Source organism: Variovorax endophyticus, from assembly GCF_025376855.1.
Taxonomy (GTDB): domain Bacteria; phylum Pseudomonadota; class Gammaproteobacteria; order Burkholderiales; family Burkholderiaceae_C; genus Variovorax.
Map to the genome: position 1 here is coordinate 71,204 of NZ_JAHUTH010000019.1, position 23,406 is coordinate 94,609.

Below are 23,406 nucleotides of genomic sequence, written 5' to 3' on the forward strand. Positions count from 1 at the left end.
CGGGCCACCCGTTCGCCGCAGCCGCGGCGGAAATTGCCCTCACGGCCCACCCTCTCCCTTCACCCACCATGGTCACCTGCTACCTGCGCTACATCGTCGACCCCTACAAGCTCGGGGAGTTCGAGCACTACGGCAAGCTCTGGATCCCGCTGGTCGAGAAGTTCGGCGGCAAGCACCACGGCTACTTCCTGCCCTCGGAAGGCGCGAACAACGTGGCACTCGCGATGTTCAGCTTTCCCAGCCTCGCGGCCTACGAGCAGTACCGCGCCGACTCGATGCAGGATGCCGACTGCCAGGCGGCCTTCCGCTATGCCGAGGAAACGCGCTGCATCCTCAGCTACGAGCGCAGCTTCTTCCGTCCGGTCTTCGGGTAAGGCTCAGGCGCCGAGCGCCACGCACAGTGCGTGCAGGTTCGGCACGATCAGCTGCGGCCGCGCGCCATGCACCCAGGGGCGCTCGTCGCGCACCAGCCAGGCGGCCTGCATGCCGGCGTCGAGCGCGCCCACCACGTCGAGCTCGGCATCGTCGCCCACGTGCAGCACGTCCTTGGGCAGCAGGCCGACCGAGGCCGCGGCGGCGCGGAAGATCGGTGCATGCGGCTTGCCGCTGCCGAAGGCGCGCGCATTGAAGGCGGTGCGGAACCAGCGCCCCACCCCGGTCTTGTGGATGTCGGCATTGCCGTTCGACACCGCCACCAGCGGATAGCGTTCGCTGAGCCACTTGAGCGCGGGCAGCGCGTCGTCGTAGAGCGTCACGCGCTGGCGTTCGGCGAAGAAGGCATCGAAAGCCGGATCGGCCAGCGCCGGGTCCTCGCCCGCGCGGCGCAGCGCGGTGCGTATCGATTCACGGCGCAGCGCGCTGAGGTCGTGCGCGAGATCGGAACGCTCCTTGGCCGTGGCTTCGCGCAGCTCGCGCAGCACGCCCGGCGTGACCAGCAGGGCCGCCGTCTTCGGCGCCTCGCGCAGCAGCCAGGCATGCAGCACGGCCTCCGCGCGTTCGATGGTCGGCCAGATCGGCCAGAGGGTGTCGTCGAGGTCGAGGGTGATGGCGCTGATGCGCTTGAGATCGAGCGGCGCGCTGCTCGCGGGGACCGTGGGGTCGGAAGTCATGCCCGAGAATATCGCATGCCTCCAAGTCCTTCGCTCGCCCCCGGCAACGACCATCGCAGCACCGCCGTCCTCTGGTGCAACCTGGGTTCGCCCGATGCCCCCACCGCCAGCGCCGTGCGCAGCTATCTCGCGGACTTCCTCGGCGATCCGCGCGTGGTCGAGATCCCGCGCCTGCTCTGGCTGCCGATCCTGCACGGCATCATCCTGCGCGTGCGGCCCGCGAAGTCGGCCGCCAAGTACGCGAGCATCTGGCTGCCCGAGGGCTCGCCGCTCAAGGTCTGGAGCGAACGGCAGGCACAGCGCCTGGGCGACACGCTGGGCCGGCGCGGCCACCGCGTGGCGGTGCGCGATGCGATGCGCTATGCCAATCCATCGATCGGCGCGCGGCTCGATGCGCTGCAGGCCGAAGGCGTCGAGCGCGTGCTCGTGCTGCAGGGCTACCCGCAGTACTCGGCCACCACCACCGCGAGCGTGATCGATGCCGTCAACGACTGGAGCCGCGCGCAGCGCAGCGTGCCCGAGTTCCGCTTCGTCAACCAGTTCCACGACGACGCCGGCTACATCGAGGCGCTCGCGCGGCGCATCGAGGCGCACTGGCAGGACCAGGGCCGCGGCGAGGTGCTGCTGCTGAGCTTCCACGGCATTCCCGCGCGCAACATCGAGCTCGGCGATCCCTACCAGTCGCAGTGCCTCGAGACCGCGCGCCTGCTCACCGCGCGCCTGGGCCTCGCACCCGCGCACTACCGCGTGACCTTCCAGTCGCGCTTCGGCAAGGCCAAATGGCTCGAGCCCTATACCGAACCCACGCTGCGCGAACTCGGCGCGGCGGGCGTGAAGCGCGTCGACGTGGCCTGCCCCGGTTTTCCGGCCGACTGCCTCGAAACGCTCGAGGAGATCGCGATGGAAGGCCGCGAGGCCTTCCTGCATGCGGGCGGCCAGCAGTTCAGCTACATCCCCTGCCTCAACGACGACCCGGCCTGGATCGACGCGCTCGCCGACATCGCCGAGCGCCATCTCGCGGGCTGGAACACGCGATGAAGCCCGAGCTGCACGAGGCCAACCGCCTCTCATGGAACGCGGCCACGCTCGCGCACAACAGCCACAAGGGCGACCAGGCGGCCTTCTTCCGCGACGGCGGCTCCACCCTGTTCCCCGAGGAAGCCGGCCTGCTCGGCGAGGTGAAGGGCCTGTCGGTGCTGCACCTGCAATGCAATGCCGGGCAGGACAGCCTGAGCATCGCGCGCCTCGGCGCCGAGGTGACGGGCGTCGACATCTCCGACGAGGCCATCGACTTCGCCACCCGGCTCTCGCAGCAGTCGGGCATCGCGGCGCGCTTCGTCCGCTCGGACGTCTATGACTACTTCCGCGACGCGCAGGCACGTGGCGAGCGCCACGACATCGTGTTCTGCTCCTACGGCACGCTGTGCTGGCTCTCCGACATCGCGGCCTGGGCACGCGGCGTGGCGCAGCTGCTCGCGCCCGGCGGTCGCTTCGTCTTCGTCGAGTTCCATCCGTTCGCGCTGGTGTTCGACCCGGCCTGGAAGTTCCACTACGACTACTTCAACGACGCCCCCGTGCCCGAGGAAGGCGTGGGCGACTACGTGGCCGCGTCGGGCGACGGCCTCGTGCGCGAAGGCTACGAGCACGGCGTGGAGAACTTCAGCAACCCGCACCCGAGTTTCGAATTCACCTGGGGCCTGGGCCAGGTGACGACCGCGCTGTCGCAGGCCGGGCTGGTCATCGAGCGGCTCGACGAGTACCCGTACGCCAATGGCTGGAAGCCCTTCGAGGGCATGCGCGACATCGGCGGCCGCCGCATGGCGCCGCCCGAAGGCATGCCGCGCATTCCGCTGATGTATTCGATCCGCGCACGCAAGCCATGAAAAATCTTCGCGCCCGTTTCTTCTGGGGCCTGCTGCTGCTGCCCTTCATGACTCCCCCCGCCTTCGCCGAGCTCGTCTTTATTTCCCCAGGTGTATGGGAAGGCACACTCGGCACCAAGGCTATCGTGGCCTGCTTCAACTTCGACTACCCGAGCGGGAGCTATTTCTGCAAGCAGTACAAGAAGCCAATTCAGCTGACGCGCAAAGAGCAAGATGGTCTGTGGCACGAGGCAAACGAAACAGGGCTGTGGTTACTCGATCCAGGCCAAGGCACCACGCTTTCCGGCACTTGGAGCAGCGTGAAGGATGCCCTTGTCAAATTGCCGATCAGCCTCAGCCTTGTCGACTCCTCCAAAAGTAAAAGAGCTTGCGGCAGCGAGAGTTACACAAGCCAGATCGAAGCCCCACCGAAGATCGAGATCGGCAAGAAGAAGGAATTCGCCCCCGGCCGCAGCTTCCGCCCGCTGCGCTTCGCGGGACAGGCAACCGTCGAACTCTTCGGCCCCGAACCCACGCTCGCGGCCATCAACCGGGAGCTTCGCCGCGACTTCGACACTGGCAAGGACGCGATCCAGGAGTATTTCGACAAGCGCCGCGAGTTTCTGGGCCGGGTCGGCGTGCCCGCAGAGGACGAGAACACCACCGAGCCCGAATACTGGACCTCGCAGTGGCTCAGCATCCGCAACTACACCTGGGCCGCGGGCACGGGCCGCTCAGGCATCTCCTGGTTCTATCGCACCTGGGACGTTCAGACCGGCAAGCAGGTCGACCTGTGGACATGGTTCGGCTCCCGCAAGGAGTCGTTGCACGTCCCCGGAGCTGGCCCCGTCGTCGCCACCAGCGGCGGCTCGATGACGCCGAAGCTGCGCCGCTTCGTGTTCCGCCACGAGGGCATCGATCCCGGGAAGGTGGAGGAGAACTGCGAGTCCAACTACAAGGAAGACGCCTACTACGACCTCACGCTGGAAGCCAAGGGCATGCGCTTCGCGCAGCCCGACTTCGGCGACGGCTGCGCGATCGAGATCGAAGTGCCCTACGCCGAACTCGGCCCGGTGCTCACGCCGGCGGGAAAGGCGGCGGTGCGACGCATCCTCGAATCGGCGAAGTAGCGCTGTCGATTCAGGCCGGGTGCCTGCGCGCCAGCAGCGCCTCGATCGCGGCTTCCATCTCGGCGTATTCGCCCTCGCCGAATTGCCGCCGCATCACCTGCCCCTTGGCGTCGACCAGATAGAACGCGGGCCAGTACTGGTTGTCGTAGGCCTTCCAGGTGGCGAAGCCGTTGTCCTGCGCCACCGGGTAGCGGATGCCGAAGCGCTCGATCGCGTCCTGCACGTTGCGCGTCGACTTCTCGTAGGCGAACTCGGGCGAATGCACGCCCACCACCACGAAGCCCTGGTCCTTGTACTTCTCGTACCAGCGCACCACGTGCGGCAAGGTGCGGATGCAGTTGATGCAGGAGTAGGTCCAGAAATCGACCAGCACCACCTTGCCTGCCAGCCTCCGCAGGGTGAGCGGCTCCGAATTGAGCCACCGGTCGATGCCCGCGAACTCGGGGGCCTTGCCGTAGTCGCGCAGGCCCGGCGACACGGCCAGCGCGCTGCGCACCGGCCATCCGCCGCCCACGGCCGCCACGAACGCGGAAGCGCCGGCGGCCAGCCCCGAGAACGCCCTTCTGGACACCATGTTCATGATCGCGAACCTCGCTCGAATGTCAGACCGACAGCGGTCAGGCGCGATTGTTCGCGGCACGCGCCGTGCGTGCGCAGGTGTCACGGCAATTTGAAGTTTGTCCCGGCGGCGTGAAGACCAGGGTCAGGGCCGCCGGCCATCGCGGCCTCAGAACTTGCCGAGATAGTCCATCTTGCCCACGGGCACGCCGGCATTGCGCAGCACGTCGTAGGCGGTGGTGGCGTGGAAGAAGAAGTTGGGCAGCGCGAACTGCAGCAGGTAGCGCTGCGCGGTGAAATGCACCTCGGTGCCGCGCGCGGTGACGACCACCGGGCGGTCCTCGTGGCCCTCGATCTGCGCGCGGTCCACGCTCAGGAGGAACTCCTCGGTCTTCGCGATGCGCACCAGCAGTTCGTCGTAGCTCTTCTCCTCGTCGGGGAAGCTGGGCGCGGTCACGCCCGCGATGCGCGCGGTGCCGAGCTTGGAGGCATCGCTCGCGCGCTGCACCTGGCCGGCCAGCGTGAGCATGTCGGGCGCGAGGCGCGCATCGACCAGGGTCGAGGGATCGATGCCGTTGGCCTGCGCATGGGCCAGGCCCTTGCCGAGCACGTGGCGCAGCTGGGCCAGCCCGCGGGTGAAGACCGGCACGGAAATGTCGTACATCGAAAGCGCCATGGTGCGAATGCCTCTGTGTGTTGCTGTGGGGTGATGACCGGCGGCGATTGTGGAGGCCGCCGTTCCCTCAGCGGCCGGCGGCGCGAATAAACCCTTCGATGCACTCCAGTTGTTCGGGCACGTTGAGCGCGGGCGCGTGACCGCAGCCCTGGATCTCGACCACCTCGAGCCGCCCCGCCGCACCCGGGCCGCGCTGCCGCATGGCCTCGACCACCTCGGGCAGCACCAGGTCGGACTCGACGCCGCGCAGGCACAGCACCGGCGCCTCGATGGCGTCGTAGTGCGGCCAGATCAGGTAGTCGTCCTCGCGCGTGCTGAACTGGCGCACCATGGCCGGGTCGTAGTGCGGCGTGACGCGGCCGTCGGGCAGCCGGCGCGTCGAGGTCTCGGCGAGCCGGCGCCACTGCGCGTCGCTGAGCCAGCCATAGGGCTTGTAGACGCCGCGGAAGAAGGTCTCGAGCTCGCTCACCGTGTCGAAGGCCGGCGGGTTGCCGGCATAGGCGCGGATGCGCTCGATCGCGGCCTGCGCGAGTTCGGGCGCGTTGTCGTTGAGCACCAGGCTCGCGATGCGCGCCTTCATGCGCGGCACGACCAGGCCGCCCGCGCAGACGGTGCCGATCGCGCCGCCCATCGAGGTGCCGACCCAGTGCACGCGCTCGAGCTGCAGTTCGTCGCACAGCGCCTCGGCCAGTTGCGCATAGAAGGCGAGCCGGTACTCCTCGTCGGGCAGCGGGCTCCATTCGCTCAGGCCGCGGCCGATGGTGTCGGGGCAGATCACGCGGAAGCCGCGCGCGGCGAAGTGCTCGGCCAGTTCGTCCATGTCGCGGCCGGTGCGCGCCAGGCCGTGCCAGGCGATCAGCACCTGCGGATCGGGCCCGGCCGCGGGCCAGTCGAGCCAGTGGATCTCGCGGCCCGCGAGCCGTGCGTAGTGGGAGGAAGGAACGATGCGGGAAGTCATGAGGTCGCTCATCGCGCGGCGCTGGCGCGGCGGGCCCGCAGCTTGCCGACGATGCCGGTGGGGAAGTAATAGACGGACAGCACGAACAGCACGCCGAGCCACAGCAGCCAGCGGTCGGGCGACAGCAGCGCCGCCAGCCACGGCAGGCCGCTCGCGGCCTCGCTGCCCATGCGCAGCAGGTCCTGCAGGTAGCTCTGCGCGACCACGAACAGCACGGCGCCGATGGCCGCGCCGTAGATCGTGCCCATGCCGCCGATCACCACGATCAGCAGCACGTCGACCATGATCTCGAAGCTCAGCGAGGTGTCGGGGCCGTTGTAGCGCAGCCAGATCGCGAGCATGGCGCCGGCCAGCGTGGCGAACAGCGCCGACAGCACCGCGGCCGTGGTGCGGTAGACCACCACGCGGTAGCCGATCGCCTCGGCACGGAACTCGTTCTCGCGGATCGCCTGCAGCACGCGGCCGAAGGGCGAGTTGACGATGCGCAGCATCGCCAGCACCAGCACCACGGCGGCCACGAACAGCAGGTAGTAGCACAGCAGGCGCCCGTCGAGCGAGACGCCGAGGAAGGGTTCCTCCGCGAACTCGAAGCTCGGCGAGATCAGCTCGGGCAGCTTGAAGGTCAGGCCGTCCTCGCCGCCCGTGAAGTCCGACAGCTGCGAAGCCAGGGTCTGGAAGGCCGAGGCCACGGCCAGCGTGATCATCGCGAAGAAGATCGCGCGCACCCGCAGCGAGAACAGGCCGATGGCGAACGAGAGCACCAGCGAGACCGCGAGCGAGGCGCCCAGCCCCACCAGCACCGCGCCCCAGTCGGGCCCGAGCCGCGAGGCCGAGATCGCGATGCCGTAGGCGCCGATGCCGAAGAACATGGTGTGGGCGAAGCTCACGATGCCCGTGTAGCCCAAGAGCAGGTCGAAGCTCGCGACCAGCACCACGAACACCAGGATCTTGGCCGCGACGCTGAGCGCCTTCACGCCCGGGAACAGGAAGGGCGCGAAGGCCAGCGCGAGGAACAGCGCCACCAGCAGCACGGCCAGCAGGCGGCTTCGGGGCATGTCGTTGGAAAGAAGTCGTCTCAGCATGGAAAGGCACCTGAAAGCGGGAACGGGGTCCGTACGCGAAGGACGCGAAGGACGCGAAGGTTCCGCGAAGGTCGCGAAAGAACAGCCAGAAAAATGATTTGAATTTCCTCTTGCGTCCTTCGCGAAACCTTCGCGCCCTCTGCGTCCGGATGTCCGTATTGGCTGTTCATCGGTTCGCCACCGGGTACACGCCCTGCGGGCGCCACAGCAGCACAGCCACCATCAGGAAGATGCTCGCGAACTGCGTGAGCGTGGGCAGCAGGAAGCCGATGTAGTTGGTCATCAGCCCGACGAGCAGCGCACCGAGCAGCGCGCCGCCGGTGGAGCCGAGGCCGCCGATGATGATGACGATGAAGATCAGCACGTTGACCTGCGCGCCCATCTGCGGCACCAGGTTCTGCTGGAACAGGCCCCACATCACGCCGCCCAGCCCGGCCAGCGCGCTGCCGACCACGAACACGCCGACGAACAGGCGGCCGATGCGGTAGCCGAGCGACTCGACCATCTCGCGGTCCTGCACGCCGGCGCGGATCAGCAGGCCGATCTTGGTGCGGCTCAGGGTCCAGGCCAGCAGGCCGAACACCACCACGCCCACCGCCACCGCGAGCAGCCGGTACTTGCTGATCGCCGCGTCGCCCACCAGCAGCGAGCCGCGCAACGCCTCGGGCAGCGGCAGCGGCACCTGCGCCGGGCCCCAGATCACCTTGATCAGTTCCTCGCCGATGATCATGCCGCCCATCGTGATGAGGATCTGCTTCAGGTGCTGGCCATAGACCGGCCGCACGATGAAGCGCTCGAAGGCCAGGCCGACCGCGCCGGCCACCGCCATCGCGACCAGCATGGCCGGGAAGACCGCCACCAGGTTGCGCCACAGCTCCTGCGAGCCGGTCCAGTCGCCCATCAGGCCGAGCACGCTGCTGGCCACGAAGGCGCCGAGCGCGATGAACACGCCGTGGCCGAAGTTCAGCACGTCCATCAGGCCGAACACCAGGGTGAGGCCCGAGGCGATGATGAAGATGATCATGCCCATCGCGAGGCCCGCGACCGTGAGCGTGAGCCAGGTCGAGAACGAGCCCGTGAGCGGCAGCGCGACCAGCGCGAGGACGGGCACCAGCAGCAGCGGCTTCCAGTCGAATTCGAGTTTCATAGAGCCAATCCCAACAGCGACTGCTGCAGTTGCGCATCGGCCGCGAAGGCCGCCATCGAGCCGCTGTGCACCACGCGGCCGTTGTCCATCACCGCGACCGCATCGCCGAGGCGCAGCGCGAAGTTGATGTTCTGTTCCACCAGCAGGATCGTGACGCCGCTGCGCTTGAGCTCGTCGAAGGCGTCGATCATGTTGTTGATGATGGCCGGCGCGAGGCCCTTGCTGGGCTCGTCGACGATCAGCAGCTCGCGCGGCTCGACGATGGCGCGCGACACGGCCAGCATCTGCTTCTGGCCGCCCGAGAGCTTGCCCGCGGGGTGGTTCCAGAACTTCTCGACCGCGGGGAATAGCTTGAAGATCCACTGCAAACGCGTGTCGTCCATCTGCTGCGCGTTCTTCGCGCCGCGCGCGGCCAGCAGCATGTTCTCCTTCACCGTGAGGTCGGAGAAGATGCCCATGTTCTCGGGCACGTAGGCGATGCCCAGCTCGGCGATCTGCGGCGTGCGCAGGGCCGTGATGTCGCGCTCGCCGAAGCGCACCCTGCCCTGCGACGCATGCCACAGGCCCATGACGGTGCGCAGGGTGGTGGTCTTGCCCGCGCCGTTGCGGCCCAGCAGCATCGTGAGCTGGCCCTTGGGCACGGCGAGGTCGACGCCGTGCAGGATGTGATAGGCCCCGATGTGCGTGTGCACGCCCTCGAGAGTCAACAGGTTGGTGCTCATGCCGCGGCCTCCTTCGCGATGCCCAGGTAGGCTTCCTGCACCACCGGCGAGGCGATCACGGTGGCCGGATCGCCGTCGGCCACCAGCGTGCCGTTGTGCAGCACGATGATGCGGTCCGCGAGCTCGCGCACCACGTCCATCTTGTGCTCGACCAGCAGGATGGTCTTGCTGCGGTCCTGCTTGAGCTGGCGGATCAGGTCGAGGATCACGGGCGCCTCGGCCGCGTTCATGCCGGCCGTGGGCTCGTCGAACATGAAGACCTTGGGCTCGAGCGCCATCAAGAGCGCCACCTCGAGCTTGCGCTGGTCGCCGTGCGGCAGGCTGGCCACGGTGGCGTGCTCGCGCGACTTGAGGTTGGTCTGCGCCAGCAGCTCGTCGGCGCGCGCGGTCAGTGCCGCATGGTCGCTCCAGATGCTCCAGAGGTTGAGCCCGCGGCGGTGCGCGCCCTCGCGCGTGGCCTGCACCGCGAGGCGCACGTTCTCCAGCACCGTGAGGTTGGGGAACAGGTTGGTGAGCTGGAAGGCCCGCCCCAGCCCGGCGCGGGTGCGGGCCGACGGCGACAGCCCCGACAGCGGCTGGCCGTCGAGCGACACCGTGCCCGCGCTCGCCTTGAGCTGGCCCGAGATCAGGTTGAAGTAGGTGGTCTTGCCCGCGCCGTTCGGGCCGACGATGGCCGTCAGCGTGCCCGGCGCGAATGCGCAGCTCACGCCGTTGACGGCCACGTGCCCGCCGAAGCGGATGGTCAGATCTCGGGTCTCAAGCATCGTTGGTCATTGCGAAAACGAAGAATCCAGGAAAGTCGACCGGCCTCAACAGCTGCCGATCACGTAGTAGTTGGGGCCGGTCTGCTTCAGCGTGGTGGTCACGTAGATGTTCCACAGGCCCATCGATTGCCCCGAGCCGTAGGCATAGGTCAGGCCCCACAGCGCATAGGCGCGGCCGGCCACGGTGTGGGCGTAGTTGCTCGCGGTGAAGCAGGTGCCGCCGCCGCTGCCGCCCGTGGTGGTGCCGGTGGCCGCGGCCGACATCGCGCCCTCGGCATTGGCCGCGGTGAGGCCGGTCACGGTCCAGCTGTAGCTGGTCGAGGGTGCCAGGCCGGTGTCGGTGTAGCTGGTGCCGGCCACCGGCGAGGCGTTGACCTTGCTGCCGCCGCGGTAGACGTTGTAGCCGCTGGCGCCGGCCACGGCGGTCCAGCCGATGACCATGCTGCTGCTGGTCGCGCCCGAGGTGCCCACGCCGGTGGGCGCGGGCAGCGCGCTGCCGCCCCCGCCGCCGGTCACGCGGTCGACCATGGCCTTGACGGCCGCCATCTGCGGGCCGGACTTCTTGGCGTAGTTGACGCTGCCGTAGCCCCACCAGTCCCAGCAGCTGTTGGTGGCCGCTGTGCTGGTCTGCGGATAGACCAGCACGATGTTGTTGGTGTCGGCCCAGCGGTTGTAGCCGGTCTTCTTCACGTACTGGTCGCCCACGTCCGTGTAGTTCTGCTTGCAGCCGTGCAGCACCACGTGCACGCGGCAGCTGTTGCCGCTGCCGGCCGCGCAGGCCGCGGGCGTGTAGAGCCAGCCGGTGGCGGCCATGCCCGAGCCGCCCGAGAACTCGCCCTGGTTGAACTCGGTGAAGCTGCCGCCCAGCGTGCCGTTGTTGCGCGCGTTGAGCGGGCCGTAGAGGTGCTGGAGGATCTCGCCCGCGAGATCGAAGCCGCAGTTGTTGATGTAGGGCGAGGCCGTGGTGGCGCAGGCGCCGCCGAAATCGTCGGTGACCATCGCATGGCCCGCGCCGAGGTTGTTCTTGTAGACCGTGTTGGCCGCCGGCACGAAGCTCTGGTAATAGGTCTTGAGGTCGTCCATCACCGGCTGCTTGACCGTGTTGTCGGAGGTGCCCGAGAACAGGTAGACCTTCGATCCCGTGAGGTTCGACACCGGGTCGATCGCGCCGCTGGCGGCCCAGCTGTTGGTGGTGCTCACGAGCGTGGACACCGGGATGCTGCTCGCATGCGTCATGCAGCGGCCGGTGGCGTTGAGCACCGAGCCTTCGGCGCAGTAGTACGGGCCGCCGGCCACCACGCCGGCGCCGCGCTTGAAGGTGGCCGAATAGGCCACGTGCAGTTGCACCGCCATGAAGCCGCCGGCCGACAGGCCGGACACGCTGACCTCCGCCGGGTTCGCGCCGAGCGCCGGCAGCGGCACCGCCGCCGCCGCGCCCTGCGCGGCCACCGCCATGGCCGCGGCCATGACCGATCTCTTCCAGTTCCAATTCACCGCTGGCATCGCTGTCTCCTTCCGTTATGGGTGTAAGAACGCTGCTTGGCTGATCGAGGACTCGGCCGTGGAGCGCGCCGCCCGCGCGGACGCAGGCTGGCGCTTCGCCCGGCGGCCATCCGGGGCGAAAGAGAAAGAAAAAGGTGGGCGGCGCTCGGCGCCGCGTTCAGGTGGCGGGAAGCGCCGGACTCAGCGCTTGTTCTTGATGGGAATGTCCATCTCTTCGGGCTTGATCTCGTGCACCAGCTCCGGCACGCCCCAGGCGAACGCCGGGTCGACCTTGATCTTGAAGTGGTACATCGACTGCATCGCCTGGTGGTCTTCCTTGCGGAAGGTCATCTTGCCCTTGGGTGTGTCGAAGCTCATGCCTTCCATGGTGCTGATGAGCTTGTTGGTGTTGGTGTCGCCGTTGGTCTTCTTGAGCGCCGTCACCACCGCCATCGCGGCCGAGAAGCCGCCGGCCGTGAAGAAGTCCGGCGGCGTCTTGAATTCCTTGTAGTGCGCCGCGACCATCGCCTCGTTCACCGGGTTCTTCGGAATGCCGAAGTAGTAGTAGGCCGCGCCTTCCATGCCCGGCAGCGCCTTGTAGGCCGCCATGGCCGGCAGGATGTTGCCGCCGGTGGCGATCTCGATGCCGTAGCGCTTCAGGTCGAGGTCGACGATCTTGAACGGGTTGCCCGCGCCGGCCCAGACGATCCAGATGATCTTGCGGCCCGGCTGGTCCTTGAGCTTGTCGATCAGGCGCTGGGCGCCAGCCGTGAAGTCGGTGGTGGCGGGCGGCAGGTACTCCTCGTGGACCAGCTTGGCCTTCTTGAGCGCGGCACCGAAGGCCTTCACGCCGTCGCGGCCGAAGGCGTTGTCCTGCGCCAGCGTGGCGACCGTCACGCCGGCCTTGTCGACGGCCACCGCGTTGGAGATCGCGTCCTGGCTCGAATTGCGGCCGGTGCGGAAGATGTACTTGTTCCACTTGTCGCCGGTGATCGAGTCGGCCACGGCGGGCTCGACCAGCAGGATCTTCTTGTACTCCTCGGCCACCGGCAGCATCGCCAGCGCCACGCCCGAGGCGGTCGGGCCGACGGCCAGCGCGGCCTTGTCGTCGGAATAGGCCGCGGCCAGCAGCGACTTGCCGAGGTCGGGCTTGCCCTGGTCGTCCTTCTCGATCACGACCAGCTTCTTGCCCGCGACGGTCATCGTGCCTTCGGTGGCGTAGTTCAGGCCCATCATGAAGCCGGTCTGCGTCTGCTTGCCGTAGGCCTCGAGCGCCCCGGTCTTGCTGTAGATGTGGGCGATGCGGATCTCACCGGACTGGGCCCAGGCGGGTGCGGCGGCGGCGCAGGCGGCGAGCGCGGCCAGGGCGACGAGGTGGCGACGGTTCATTCGTTGTCTCCTGATAAAGATGACTGAATATTGCACACTTCGTGCCATGCGCTAAACCGTTGATTACAAAGGTTTCCTCATTTGAGGAAGGCGCGATTCGGCTGAATTCAGAACAGTCGGCGTGTCTGAATTTCAGGCGACTGTCTATTTTTCAGTCAGGGTTTTCTCGGAGGCCCGGCGCTCCTCGATCCACTGCCTGAACTGCCGCTCGGCCTGCAGCCGGAACTCGTTGCGCGCATGGTTGCAGGCCGCGTGGGCCAGCCGCCGGTGCCTGGGCGAGCGCACGCCGCCCAGGGTGGCGTCGACCAGGTGCTCGATGGTGGCCGATTCGGGCCGGCCATGCGGTTCGTCGAAGTCCATCGGCAGGCCGCACCAGTGGCAGTTGGGGCCGAAGGTCGAACGCAGTGCGCGGACGCTCACAGGCTGGCGTACTCGAGGATTTCCTGGCCCATCAGCGTGCAGTCCTTGCCCGCCACGTGATAGATCAGGCGCATGCGGTAGTTGCCCTTGTAGATCGAGCCCCAGACCTCGAGCACGCGGAACTGCTGCGCCTTGTTGGCGGGGTTGCGCAGTGGCGGCAGCTCCTTGACCTCGGAGCCGACGCGGATGCGATCGTCCTCGCCGAAATGGAACACCAAGAGCTTCTTCGCGCGCGCGACCGCCTCGTCGGCACAGGGCGGCGCGGCCAGGGCGGCGCCGGCACAGGCGCACGATGCGGCGAGGACGAGGGAGCGGATCGGTGTCTTCATGGAAGGCTCTGGTGGAAGGCAGGTTCGGAGGCGGATGGAGGCCGCATTGTCAGGTGGGCGTGTCGACCTCGTCCCACTCGCGGTCCTCGAAGCGCACCAGCCAGTTCAAGGCGCGATGCCGCTCGGCGATCACGCCCGCATCGAGTTCCGGCGGCACGGGGACCTGCTGGAGCCCGGCCTGGCGTACGCGCCAGTGCAGGCGGTAGTGCAGGTCGAGCGCATCGAGGATTTCGCCTTCGCCGCGCATGCGCAGCGAACGCAGCGCGCCCGGCAGGTCGCGGGCTTCCAGCATCGTGCGCGCGGCGAGCGGCACGTCGCAGATCGCGCCGGGAAAGGGCAGCGCATCGACCAGGCCCATCGCCCACTCGAGCAGATACAGGCACTCGTAGCGCCAGCCGAACTGGACGACATCGGACGCCAGCGGTTCGGGGTCCGAGAGGAAAGCCTGCTCCGCCGGCGTGAGGTGCGCCCGTGCGGAGGGCAGCCGCTCGAACAGGTCCTCTGGCGCCAGCGGCTCCTTGCTCGCGAGGGACTCGGCCCGCGCCGATACCGCCAGCAGCGCGAAGGCCCGGCCCGCGATCTCCTGCGGCGCGCGCAGCCGCAGCTCGGGCTCGCAGACCAGCGGCGGCAGGTGCCGCGGGACCTCGATGCCCCGCGCCGCGAGCGCTGCCTCGGTGCGCGCCTTGCGTTCCCAGGCCTCGGCCGGATAGGGCAGCGCGGCTTCGCCATCGGGCTCCTCGCCCGCCACCGACAAGAGGATGCGCCCCCGGGGATCGCGGATGCTGCCGTCGGGCAGGAACACGATCGCGTTCGCGCGCACGGCCCAGTCCGAGAACGCATCGAGCAAGCCCTCGTCGAGCGACAGGCTCAGGTGCTGGCGCACGCGCTGGACATGACGCATCACGTGATAGCGGTTGCGCGACATCGTCCCGTCGCCGCGACTCAGCACGTAGCCGACGAAACCGGCCAGGTGGGGCGCGAGTTCGGGGTCCGAAAGATCGCGGCGACCCTGCAGGGCATGGGGAAACTCGAGCGCCGGTACATCGGCGCGCGTGCAGTAGGCGTTGACCAGAACCCGCTCGCCCCGCCCGGCCTCCTCGGCGCGGCCTGGCGCCGGCCGGCCCAGCGCCCCCTTCAATCGCGTCAACAAGCCCTTCATCGATGCTCTCCTCCTTCGTGGTCCGCGCTCGACGCGCGGGTCAATCCGCCTGGTTCGTCATGCGCTCGTACAAGGTCGCGCGCGAGATGCCCAGCAACCGCGAGGTCGCGAGCTTGTTGCCCCCGGTCGCCGCCAGCGCCGCGCCGATCGCGCGGCGCTCGAGTTCTGCCACCTGCTGCGCGAGCGGCCGCAGCAGCGCGGCCTCCTCGTCGGCATCGTGGGCGTCGCGCAGCGCGGCGGGCTGCGCGATCTGCTCGAGGCCGGCTTCGCGCAGGATGCGCTCGAGCTGCGCCGCGTCGATGCGCTGCGAGTCGCTGCGCATGGTCACCTGCTCGAGCACGTTGCGCAGCTCGCGGATGTTGCCGCGCCAGTGCTGGCCGGCCAGCAGCGCGAGCGCATCGGGCGTGAGCTCGGGCGGGGCCTCGCCGCTGCGCAGCGCCATGTCCTCGCCGAGCGCCTCGACCAGCGCCGGGATGTCGGAACGCCGTTCGCGCAGCGGCGGCACGCGCAGCGGCAGCACGTTGAGGCGGTAGTAGAGGTCCTCGCGGAACTGGCCGCGGCGCACCAGCTCGGGCAGGTCGCGCGAGGTGGCGGCGATCACGCGCGCGTCGAACGGGATCAGCTTGTTCGAACCGAGCGGCTCGATCTCGCCCTCCTGCAGCGCGCGCAGCAGCTTGGCTTGCAGGCCCAGCGGCATGTCGCCGATCTCGTCGAGGAACAGGCTGCCGCCGTCGGCCAGCTTGAACTTGCCCTCGCGCCCGCGCTTGTCGGCGCCGGTGAAGGCACCCGGCGCGACGCCGAAGAACTCGGCCTCGAGCAGGGTGTCGGGCACGGCCGCGATGTTGAGGCTCACGAACTGGCCCCTGGCGCGCGCCGAAGCCGCATGGATCGCATGCGCGAGCAGCTCCTTGCCGGTACCGGTCTCGCCGAGCAGCAGCACCGGGCTCGCCGACTGCGCCGCGCGGCGCGCATGGCGCTTGACCTCGACCGCGGCCGGGCTGCTGCCGATGAAGCTCGCGAAGGTGTACTTGGAACGCCGCTGGCCCTCGGCCGCCTGCTGGTAGAGCGGGTTGTTGCGCTGGCTCGCGAGCTCGCGCCGCGCATCGTCGAGGTCGCGCTGCAGCAGCGCAAACTTGCTGATCAGCGGCTGCAGCGTGGTCTCGGGCTGGTCGAACAGCACGATGCCGATGGCGCCGATCACCTCGCCCGCGCCGTCGGCGCGCTCCTCGCGCAGCGGGATGCGGCTCACGACGAAGGTGCCGGCCTTGTTGGTCAGCAGGTCGATCAGGATCGGCTCGCCGCTCTCGAGCACGCGGCGCATCTGGGTGTTGGGGATCACGTCCTCCACCATGTGGCCGAGGAACTGGTCGATCGACGAGAAGCCCAGCGCGGGCAGGAAGCGCCGGTAGCCTTCGTTGACCCAGACGATGCGCCCGCTGCGGTCGACCAGGAACATGCCCTGGCTCATGCGCGAGAACAGGTGGAACATGGAGCGCGCGGCCAGCGCGAGGATGCCGTCGGCATCGAGCGGCAGGGCGGAGGGCGCGGCGGCGGTAGGGGCTGGCATGCGCGGATCGTAGCCTGCATCAATCCGCAACAAATCCGGCATCGCCGGCCGGCGCGGCCGGGTCAGAATGCACGGGCGCGCGAGCCGGCACCGCGATCGACAACCACACCAAGAACAGGGTGCCGCCGCCAGGCAGCGATGGAGCCCCTCCCCCGCCACCCACGCGCCCCGCCAAAACGCTCCGTCCCGCTCCCGTGTGCCCACCGGCCTGCGCCGCACCTGCTTCAGGAGGCCTTCAGCATCGCCTCAGTCGGGCCTAAGTTAATCAATCGTTTGATTTTCGGCATGGTGTAATCGCCCGCATGAAGTCCACGGCTCCTCCTTCGACGCTGCCGGCGCAAAAGACCGCCGCCGCCCCGCGCGCGCCCCGCAGCGACGGCGCCGAGGCGCGCCAGCGGCTGCTCTACACCGCGCTGCGGCTGTTCGCGCAGAAGGGCTTCGCCAAGACCTCCACGCGCGAGATCGTGCGCGAGGCCGGGGTCAACATCTCGGCCATCAGCTACTACTTCGGCGACAAGGCCGGCCTCTACGCCGCCACCTTCAGCGAGCCCATGGGCGGCAACGCGGGCGACTTCGTGGCGCTCTACGCCGCGCCCGGCCTGTCGCTCGAGGAATCGCTGCGCATCTTCTTCGCCAAGATGGTCGAGCCCTTCGACCAGGGCGAGGTGGTGCGCCAGTGCATCCACCTGCACATGCGCGAGATGCTCGAGCCCACCAGCCTGTGGGCCAAGGAGCTCGAGCGCGACATCAAGGACCCGCACCGCGCGATCGCGGCGATGCTGTGCCGCCATCTCGGCGTGGCGCGCGCCGACGACGACATCCACCGGCTGACCTTCGCGATCACGGGCCTCGCGATGCAGCTGTTCGTGAGCCAGGACGTGATCGAGGCGATCCGTCCCGCGCTGCTGCGCACGCCGCGCGCCGTCGACACCTGGGCCCGGCGCCTCGCCGGCTATGCGGTGGCGCTGGTCGAGGCCGAAGCGCGGCGCCGCGCCGCCGAACCGGTGCCGCCCGCGCGCGCGCAGGCGCCCCGCCCTCCATCCCGCTCCGGGAGAAAGACAGCATGAGACGAGTTCCACGACCGATCGCCATCCTCTGCCTCAAGGCAGGCCTCGGGCTCGGCCTGGCCACCGGCCTCGCCGGTTGCGGCCTGACCCGGCCGCCCGCCGCGGTCGGCGCGAGCGCCCCCGCGCAATGGCATGCGCCGTTGCCGCACGGCGGCTCGCTCGCCCAGTTGGCCGAATGGTGGCGCCAGCTCGACGATCCGCTGCTGGTCGACCTGATCGCGGCCGCCGAGGGCGCGAGCCCCAACGTGGCGAGCGCCGCGGCGCGGCTGGCCGAGGCGCGCTCGACCCGCGTGCAGGCCGGCGCCGCGCTGCTGCCCAGCCTCGATGCGACCGGTTCGGCGAGCCGGGGCACCGCGGGGCTGACGGGCGGCACGCCATCGGGAAACAGCGGCGGCGCCGGCTCGGGCTCGGGCAGCACCTCGGCCACCACGCCCATCACCACGCTGCAGGCCGGCCTGCAGACCAAGTGGGAGATCGACCTGTTCGGCCGCCTGCGCGCCGACCGCGACGCGGCCGTGCAGCGCGAGCGCAGCGCCGATGCCAAGTGGCACGAGGCACGCGTCTCGGTCGCGGCCGAAACCGCCAACGCCTATTTCGCCGAGCGCGCCTGCCAGCAGCAGCTGCGCGTGGCCGAATCCGACACCCGCTCGCGCGGCGAGACCGCGCGCCTGACCGACCTGTCGATGCGCGCCGGCTTCACCGCGCCGGCCGACGCCGCGCTCGCGCGCGCCAGCGCCTCCGACGCCTCGGGCCGGCTGACGCAGCAGCGCGCCCAGTGCGCGGTGCAGCGCAAGGCGCTGGTGGCGCTCACGGGCATCGCCGAGACCGAGCTCGAGACCCGGCTCGCCGCGGCACCCGCGCAGCGCGCCCTGCCGGCCGTGGGCCGCATCGACAGCGTGCCGGCCAACGCCATCGCCCAGCGGCCCGACGTCTACGCGGCCGAGCTCGGCGTGGCCGCGGCCAGCGCCGACGTGGGCTCGGCCGAGGCCGAGCGTTATCCCCGGCTCACCATCTCCGGCAACATCGGCCGCACGGGCTTTCGCGTCAGCGGCTTCCGCGAATCGATCGAGACCTGGACCGTCGGCCCGGTGGCGCTCACCGTGCCGCTGCTCGACGGCGGCGCGCGCGCGGCCAATGCCGACGCGGCCAAGGCGCGCTACACCGAAGCCGTCTCGCTCTACCGCGCCAACGTGCGCCAGGCGGTGCGCGAGGTCGAGGAGGCGCTGGTCAACCTCGACGCCACCGATGCGCGCACCGGCGACGCCGACGCCGCGGTGCAGAACTACCAGGCCTCGTTCAATGCCACGCAGGCGCGCTTCGACAGCGGCCTGGCGAGCCTGTTCGAGCTCGAGGATGCGCGCCGCACGCTGTTCAGCGCGCAGACCGCGCGCGTCTCGCTGCAACGCGAGCGCGCCGAGGCCTGGGTCGCGCTGTACCGCTCCATGGGCGGCGGCTGGACCCGCCCGGGCACCGCGGCAGCCGCCGCCGAAGCCGCGCCGAAGCGCCCCCCCGTGACCATCATCACCACGCCGGGCCGCACCCTCACTATCCACCGCTCTTCCACCCCGGCCGCCAAGGTCGCGACGTCGCCATGAAAAGCCCCTCCCGCACCACCCTCATCGTCGTCCTGGTCGTCGTCGCCGCCGTCGCCGGGGCACTGTTCCTGTTCGGCCGCGGCAAGCCCGCCGACGCACCGGCGCCGCAAGGCCAGCAAACGCCCGCCAAGGACGGCAAGGCCGCCGCGTCGCGCCCCGTGCTCACGGTCACCATCGGCCAGCCCGAGGCCACCGAGCTCGCGGTGACGCTCGCGGCCAACGGCAACGTCGCGGCCTGGCAGGAGGCCAGCGTGGGCTCCGAGTCGAACGGCCTGCGGCTGGCCGAGGTGCGCGTCAACGTCGGCGACGCGGTGAAGAAGGGCCAGGTGCTCGCCACCTTCTCGCCCGAGACGGTGCAGGCCGACATCGCGCAGGCCAAGGCCTCGCTGGCCGAGGCCCGCGCCACCGCGGCCGACGCGGCAGGCAACGCGGCGCGCGCACGCACCCTGCAGGCCACGGGCGCGCTGAGCCAGCAGCAGATCAACCAGTACCAGACCAGCGAGCAGACCGCGAAGGCGCGCGTCGAGGCCGCCGAGGCGGTGCTCGCGGCGCAGCAGGTGCGCGGGCGCAACACGCAGGTGCTGGCGCCCGACGACGGCGTGATCTCCGCGCGCAGCGCCACCGTGGGCAGCGTGGTGGCCGCGGGCACCGAGCTGTTCCGGCTGATCCGCCAGGGCCGGCTCGAATGGCGCGCCGAGGTCACCTCGGCCGAGATCGCGCGCATCGCGCTCGGCACGCCGGTGTTCGTGGTGGGCGCCAGCGGCGCGCAGGTGCAGGGCAAGGTGCGCAGCATCGCGCCCACGGTCGATCCGCAGACGCGCGCGGCGCTGGTCTACGTCGACCTGCCACCGGTGCAGCAGAACACCGGCATCAAGGCCGGCATGTTCGCGCGCGGCGACTTCGAGCTGGGCCGCAGCAGCGCGCCCACGGTGCCGCAGAGCGCGATCGTGCCGCGCGACGGCTTCAACAACCTGTTCCTGCTGAAGGACGACAACCGCGTCTCGCAGCTCAAGGTGCAGACCGGCCGCCGCGTCGGCGACCGCGTGGAGATCACGAGCGCGCTGCCGCAGGGCGCACGCATGGTGGTCCAGGGCGCGGGCTTCCTCAACGACGGCGACCTGGTGAAGGTGGTCGATGCCGCGGCGACCGCCCCGGCCGCCGCCGCATCGGCACCGGCCGCGCCGTCCGCCGGCAACGGCAAGTAAGCCAGCCCCGGAGAAACCGCCATGAACGTTTCCGCCTGGTCCATCCGCAACCCCATCGCGGCGGTGATGCTGTTCGTGCTGCTCACCTTCGGCGGGCTTTTGTCCTTCAACGCGATGAAGGTGCAGAACTTCCCCGACATCGACCTGCCGACCGTCACCGTCTCGGCCTCGCTGCCGGGCGCCGCGCCCTCGCAGCTCGAGAACGACGTCGCGCGCAAGATCGAGAACTCGATCGCCACCGTGCAGGGCCTCAAGCACATCACGACCAAGGTGCAGGACGGCGCGGTCACGCTGATCGTCGAGTTCCGGCTCGAGAAGCCGGTGCAGGAGGCCGTGGACGACGTGCGCTCGGCGGTGCAGAAGGTGCGCGCCGACCTGCCGGCCGACGTGCGCGACCCGGTCATCACCAAGCTCGACTTCGCGGCCCAGCCGGTGCTGGCCTTCACCATCGCCTCGAGCCACATGGACGCCGAGGCGCTGTCGTGGTTCGTCGACAACGACGTGAGCAAGAAGCTGCTGGCGCAGCCCGGCGTGGGCGCGGTCTCGCGCGTGGGCGGCGTCACGCGCCAGGTGCACGTGGACATCGATCCCAACAAGCTGCAGGCGCTCGGCGCCACCGCCGCCGACATCTCGCGCCAGCTGCGCCAGGTGCAGGTGGAGAGCGCGGGCGGCCGCTTCGACCTCTCGGGCAGCGAGCAGCCGGTGCGCACGCTCGCCACCGTGACCTCGGCCGACCAGCTCAACGCGATGCAGATCGCGCTGTCGGACGGCCGGCGCGTGCGCCTGGACCAGGTGGCGCGCATCAGCGACACCATCGCCGAACCGCGCGCGGCCGCGCTGCTCGACGGCAAGCCGGTGGTGGGCTTCGAGGTGGCGCGCAGCCGCGGCGCCAGCGAGGTGGAGGTGGGCGCGCTGGTGCACAAGGCGCTCGACGAGCTCAAGGCCCAGCGCCCCGACATCGAGCTCACCGAGGCCTTCAACTTCGTGGAGCCGGTGCAGGAGGAATACGACGGCTCGCTGCACCTGCTGTACGAAGGCGCCATCCTCGCGGTGCTGGTGGTGTGGCTGTTCCTGCGCGACATGCGCGCCACCTTCGTCTCGGCCGTGGCGCTGCCGATGTCGGCCATCCCGGCCTTCATCGGCATGCACCTGCTGGGCTTCTCGATCAACGTGGTGTCGCTCTTGGCGCTGTCGCTGGTGATCGGCATCCTGGTCGACGACGCGATCGTGGAGGTCGAGAACATCGTGCGCCACCTGCGCATGGGCAAGTCGCCCTACGACGCGGCGATGGAGGCGGCCGACGAGATCGGGCTGGCGGTGATCGCCACCACCTTCACGCTGATCGCGGTGTTCCTGCCCACGGCCTTCATGAGCGGCGTGGCCGGCAAGTTCTTCAAGCAGTTCGGCTGGACCGCCTCGCTCGCGGTGTTCGCCTCGCTGGTGGTGGCGCGGGTGCTCACGCCGATGATGGCGGCCTACCTGCTCAAGCCCATCGTCGACCAGGAGAAGGAGCCGCGCTGGCTGTCGGTCTACATGCGCTGGGTCACCTGGTGCATGACGCACCGCTTCAAGACCATGGTGCTGGCCACGCTGTTCTTCTTCGGCTCGCTGGCGATGATCCCGCTGCTGAAGACCGGCTTCATCCCGCCCGACGACAACTCGCAGACCCAGGTCTACCTCTCGCTCGCGCCCGGCGCCACGCTGGCGCAGACGCAGGCCACGGCCGAGGAGACGCGCCACCGGCTGATGAAGATCCGCCATGTGCGCAGCGTCTACACCACCGTGGGCGGCGGCAGCGCGGGCGGCGATCCGTTCGCGAACTTCGGCACGCCCGAGACGCGCAAGGCCACGCTGACGGTGAAGCTCGACCCGCGCGGCGACCGGCCGCGCAAGCAGGTGATCGAGAACGAGATCCGCCGCGCCCTCGAGACCCTGCCCGGCGTGCGCAGCACCGTGGGCCTGGGCGGCTCGGGCGAGAAGTACATCCTCTCGTTGTCGGGCGACGACCCGGCCACGCTGGTGAGCGCCGCGCGCGACGTGGAGCGCGACCTGCGCACCATCCCCGGCCTGGGCAACATCACCTCGACCGCGAGCCTGATCCGGCCCGAGATCGCCGTGCGCCCCGACTTCGCGCGCGCCGCCGACCTGGGCGTGACCAGCAGCGCCATCGCCGAGACGCTGCGCGTGGCCACCCTGGGCGACTACGACCAGTCACTGCCCAAGCTCAACCTCGCGCAGCGCCAGGTGCCGATCCTGGTGAAGCTCGAGGACAGCGCGCGGCAGGACCTGGCGCTGCTCGAGCGCCTGACCGTGCCCGGCAGCCGCGGCCCGGTGATGCTGGGCCAGGTGGCGCAGCTCACGGTCGAGGGCGGCCCGGCCGTGATCGACCGCTACGACCGCTCGCGCAACGTCAACTTCGAGATCGAGCTCTCCTCGGTCGGCCTGGGCGACGCCAAGAACGCCGCGATGGCCCTGCCCTCGATCCGCAACCTGCCGCCGGGCGTGCGCGTGACCGAGGTCGGCGACGCCGAGGTGATGACCGAGCTGTTCAACAGCTTCGGCCTGGCGATGCTGACCGGCGTGCTGTGCATCTACATCGTGCTGGTGCTGCTGTTCAAGGACTTCCTGCACCCGGTGACCATCCTGTGCGCGCTGCCGCTCGCGCTGGGCGGCGCCTTCGTCGGCCTGCTGCTGGGGCAGAAGGCGCTGTCGATGCCCTCGCTGATCGGCCTGATCATGCTGATGGGCATCGCGACCAAGAACTCGATCCTGCTGGTGGAGTACGCGATCGTGGCGCGCCGCGACCACGGCATGAACCGCTGGGAGGCGCTGCTCGATGCCTGCCACAAGCGCGCGCGGCCGATCATCATGACCACCCTGGCCATGGGCGCCGGCATGGCGCCGATCGCCTTCGGCTGGAGCGCCGCCGACTCGAGCTTCCGCTCGCCGATGGCGATGGCGGTGATCGGCGGGCTGATCACCTCGACGGTGCTGAGCCTGCTGGTGGTGCCGGCCGTGTTCACCTACGTCGACGACATCGAGCACTGGATCCGGCGCACGGTGCGCAGGCTGCGCGGGCAGCCGCCGGATCCGCACATCGACGACGACCTGAAAGTTCAGCAGCACTGAATACGGGAACCGGACGCAGAGGACGCGAAGGTTCCGCGAAGGGCGCGAAAGAAATC

22 protein-coding genes are annotated in these 23,406 nt (G+C 69.6%); 8 read left to right on the forward strand and 14 right to left on the reverse strand.

The genetic code is table 11. The features are described 5' to 3' along the window. Positions 1–68: 68 nt before the first annotated feature. Complete coding sequence (locus KV106_RS23625; protein WP_261212727.1) at positions 69–374, forward strand: NIPSNAP family protein; 306 nt, start codon at positions 69–71, stop codon at positions 372–374. A gap of 3 nt (positions 375–377) precedes the next feature. Here KV106_RS23625 and KV106_RS23630 read toward each other — a convergent pair whose 3' ends face one another. Beyond that, positions 378–1,109, reverse strand: a complete 732-nt coding sequence (locus tag KV106_RS23630; RefSeq protein ID WP_261212728.1) for an HAD family hydrolase — start codon at positions 1,107–1,109, stop codon at positions 378–380. 15 nt (positions 1,110–1,124) lie between these two features. On the opposite strand from KV106_RS23630, the gene hemH reads away from it, so the two are divergent. The 3 genes from hemH to KV106_RS23645 are packed head-to-tail and all read left to right on the forward strand — an operon-like array spanning position 1,125 to position 4,101. Beyond that, positions 1,125–2,147, forward strand: coding sequence for a ferrochelatase (gene hemH / locus KV106_RS23635; protein ID WP_261212729.1), 1,023 nt, complete (start codon positions 1,125–1,127; stop codon positions 2,145–2,147). Next, positions 2,144–2,992 carry a class I SAM-dependent methyltransferase gene (locus KV106_RS23640; protein WP_261212731.1) on the forward strand — a complete coding sequence of 283 codons (849 nt, stop codon included), beginning with the start codon at positions 2,144–2,146 and terminating at the stop codon, positions 2,990–2,992. Before hemH ends, KV106_RS23640 begins: the two co-directional genes overlap by 4 nt. Then, a complete protein-coding gene (locus tag KV106_RS23645) occupies positions 2,989–4,101 on the forward strand; it encodes a hypothetical protein (RefSeq protein ID WP_261212733.1) in 1,113 nt (370 codons plus the stop codon). Before KV106_RS23640 ends, KV106_RS23645 begins: the two co-directional genes overlap by 4 nt. Before the next feature lie 10 nt (positions 4,102–4,111). Here KV106_RS23645 and KV106_RS23650 read toward each other — a convergent pair whose 3' ends face one another. From KV106_RS23650 to KV106_RS23710, 13 genes are all read right to left on the reverse strand, one after another. Then, positions 4,112–4,675 carry a thioredoxin family protein gene (locus KV106_RS23650; RefSeq protein WP_261212835.1) on the reverse strand — a complete coding sequence of 188 codons (564 nt, stop codon included), beginning with the start codon at positions 4,673–4,675 and terminating at the stop codon, positions 4,112–4,114. Between the two features lie 153 nt (positions 4,676–4,828). Next, positions 4,829–5,335, reverse strand: coding sequence for a DUF1993 domain-containing protein (locus tag KV106_RS23655; protein WP_261212734.1), 507 nt, complete (start codon positions 5,333–5,335; stop codon positions 4,829–4,831). Between the two features lie 67 nt (positions 5,336–5,402). Next, complete coding sequence (locus tag KV106_RS23660; protein ID WP_261212735.1) at positions 5,403–6,293, reverse strand: alpha/beta fold hydrolase; 891 nt, start codon at positions 6,291–6,293, stop codon at positions 5,403–5,405. An 8-nt stretch (positions 6,294–6,301) separates the two neighbouring features. Further along, positions 6,302–7,375 (reverse strand): branched-chain amino acid ABC transporter permease, encoded by a 1,074-nt coding sequence (locus KV106_RS23665; protein WP_261212736.1) that lies wholly within the window; start codon positions 7,373–7,375, stop codon positions 6,302–6,304. 166 nt (positions 7,376–7,541) lie between these two features. Next, positions 7,542–8,522, reverse strand: a complete 981-nt coding sequence (locus KV106_RS23670) for a branched-chain amino acid ABC transporter permease (RefSeq protein ID WP_057594303.1) — start codon at positions 8,520–8,522, stop codon at positions 7,542–7,544. Next, complete coding sequence (locus KV106_RS23675; RefSeq protein ID WP_209545139.1) at positions 8,519–9,244, reverse strand: ABC transporter ATP-binding protein; 726 nt, start codon at positions 9,242–9,244, stop codon at positions 8,519–8,521. Before KV106_RS23675 ends, KV106_RS23670 begins: the two co-directional genes overlap by 4 nt. Beyond that, positions 9,241–10,008 carry an ABC transporter ATP-binding protein gene (locus tag KV106_RS23680; RefSeq protein ID WP_208508136.1) on the reverse strand — a complete coding sequence of 256 codons (768 nt, stop codon included), beginning with the start codon at positions 10,006–10,008 and terminating at the stop codon, positions 9,241–9,243. The genes KV106_RS23675 and KV106_RS23680 overlap by 4 nt, the downstream gene beginning before the upstream one ends. 45 nt (positions 10,009–10,053) lie before the next feature. Next, positions 10,054–11,511: an extracellular catalytic domain type 2 short-chain-length polyhydroxyalkanoate depolymerase gene (locus KV106_RS23685; protein WP_261212740.1), complete on the reverse strand. Its 1,458-nt coding sequence runs from the start codon at positions 11,509–11,511 to the stop codon at positions 10,054–10,056. 180 nt (positions 11,512–11,691) lie between these two features. Further along, the gene (locus KV106_RS23690; protein WP_057594307.1) at positions 11,692–12,879 is read right to left on the reverse strand and encodes a substrate-binding domain-containing protein; all 1,188 of its coding nucleotides are present in this window, start codon (positions 12,877–12,879) and stop codon (positions 11,692–11,694) included. A gap of 144 nt (positions 12,880–13,023) precedes the next feature. Further along, complete coding sequence (locus KV106_RS23695) at positions 13,024–13,299, reverse strand: hypothetical protein (RefSeq protein WP_261212741.1); 276 nt, start codon at positions 13,297–13,299, stop codon at positions 13,024–13,026. Next, positions 13,296–13,628, reverse strand: a complete 333-nt coding sequence (locus KV106_RS23700) for a hypothetical protein (protein ID WP_057594309.1) — start codon at positions 13,626–13,628, stop codon at positions 13,296–13,298. Before KV106_RS23700 ends, KV106_RS23695 begins: the two co-directional genes overlap by 4 nt. A 49-nt stretch (positions 13,629–13,677) precedes the next feature. Then, on the reverse strand, positions 13,678–14,787 hold the full coding sequence (locus KV106_RS23705; RefSeq protein WP_261212742.1) for a DUF4272 domain-containing protein: 1,110 nt from the start codon (positions 14,785–14,787) through the stop codon (positions 13,678–13,680). 40 nt (positions 14,788–14,827) lie between these two features. Further along, positions 14,828–16,354: a sigma-54 interaction domain-containing protein gene (locus tag KV106_RS23710; RefSeq protein ID WP_057594311.1), complete on the reverse strand. Its 1,527-nt coding sequence runs from the start codon at positions 16,352–16,354 to the stop codon at positions 14,828–14,830. 302 nt (positions 16,355–16,656) lie between these two features. Here KV106_RS23710 and KV106_RS23715 point away from each other — a divergent pair, with 302 nt between their 5' ends. From KV106_RS23715 to KV106_RS23730, 4 genes are read left to right on the forward strand one after another with little or no spacing between them, the layout of a single operon-like run. Next, positions 16,657–17,421: a CerR family C-terminal domain-containing protein gene (locus tag KV106_RS23715; RefSeq protein WP_261212743.1), complete on the forward strand. Its 765-nt coding sequence runs from the start codon at positions 16,657–16,659 to the stop codon at positions 17,419–17,421. Then, positions 17,418–19,016, forward strand: a complete 1,599-nt coding sequence (locus KV106_RS23720; RefSeq protein ID WP_261212744.1) for an efflux transporter outer membrane subunit — start codon at positions 17,418–17,420, stop codon at positions 19,014–19,016. The genes KV106_RS23715 and KV106_RS23720 overlap by 4 nt, the downstream gene beginning before the upstream one ends. Next, on the forward strand, positions 19,013–20,221 hold the full coding sequence (locus KV106_RS23725; protein ID WP_261212745.1) for an efflux RND transporter periplasmic adaptor subunit: 1,209 nt from the start codon (positions 19,013–19,015) through the stop codon (positions 20,219–20,221). Before KV106_RS23720 ends, KV106_RS23725 begins: the two co-directional genes overlap by 4 nt. 21 nt (positions 20,222–20,242) lie before the next feature. Further along, positions 20,243–23,350, forward strand: coding sequence for an efflux RND transporter permease subunit (locus tag KV106_RS23730; RefSeq protein ID WP_261212746.1), 3,108 nt, complete (start codon positions 20,243–20,245; stop codon positions 23,348–23,350). Positions 23,351–23,406 lie beyond the last annotated feature (56 nt).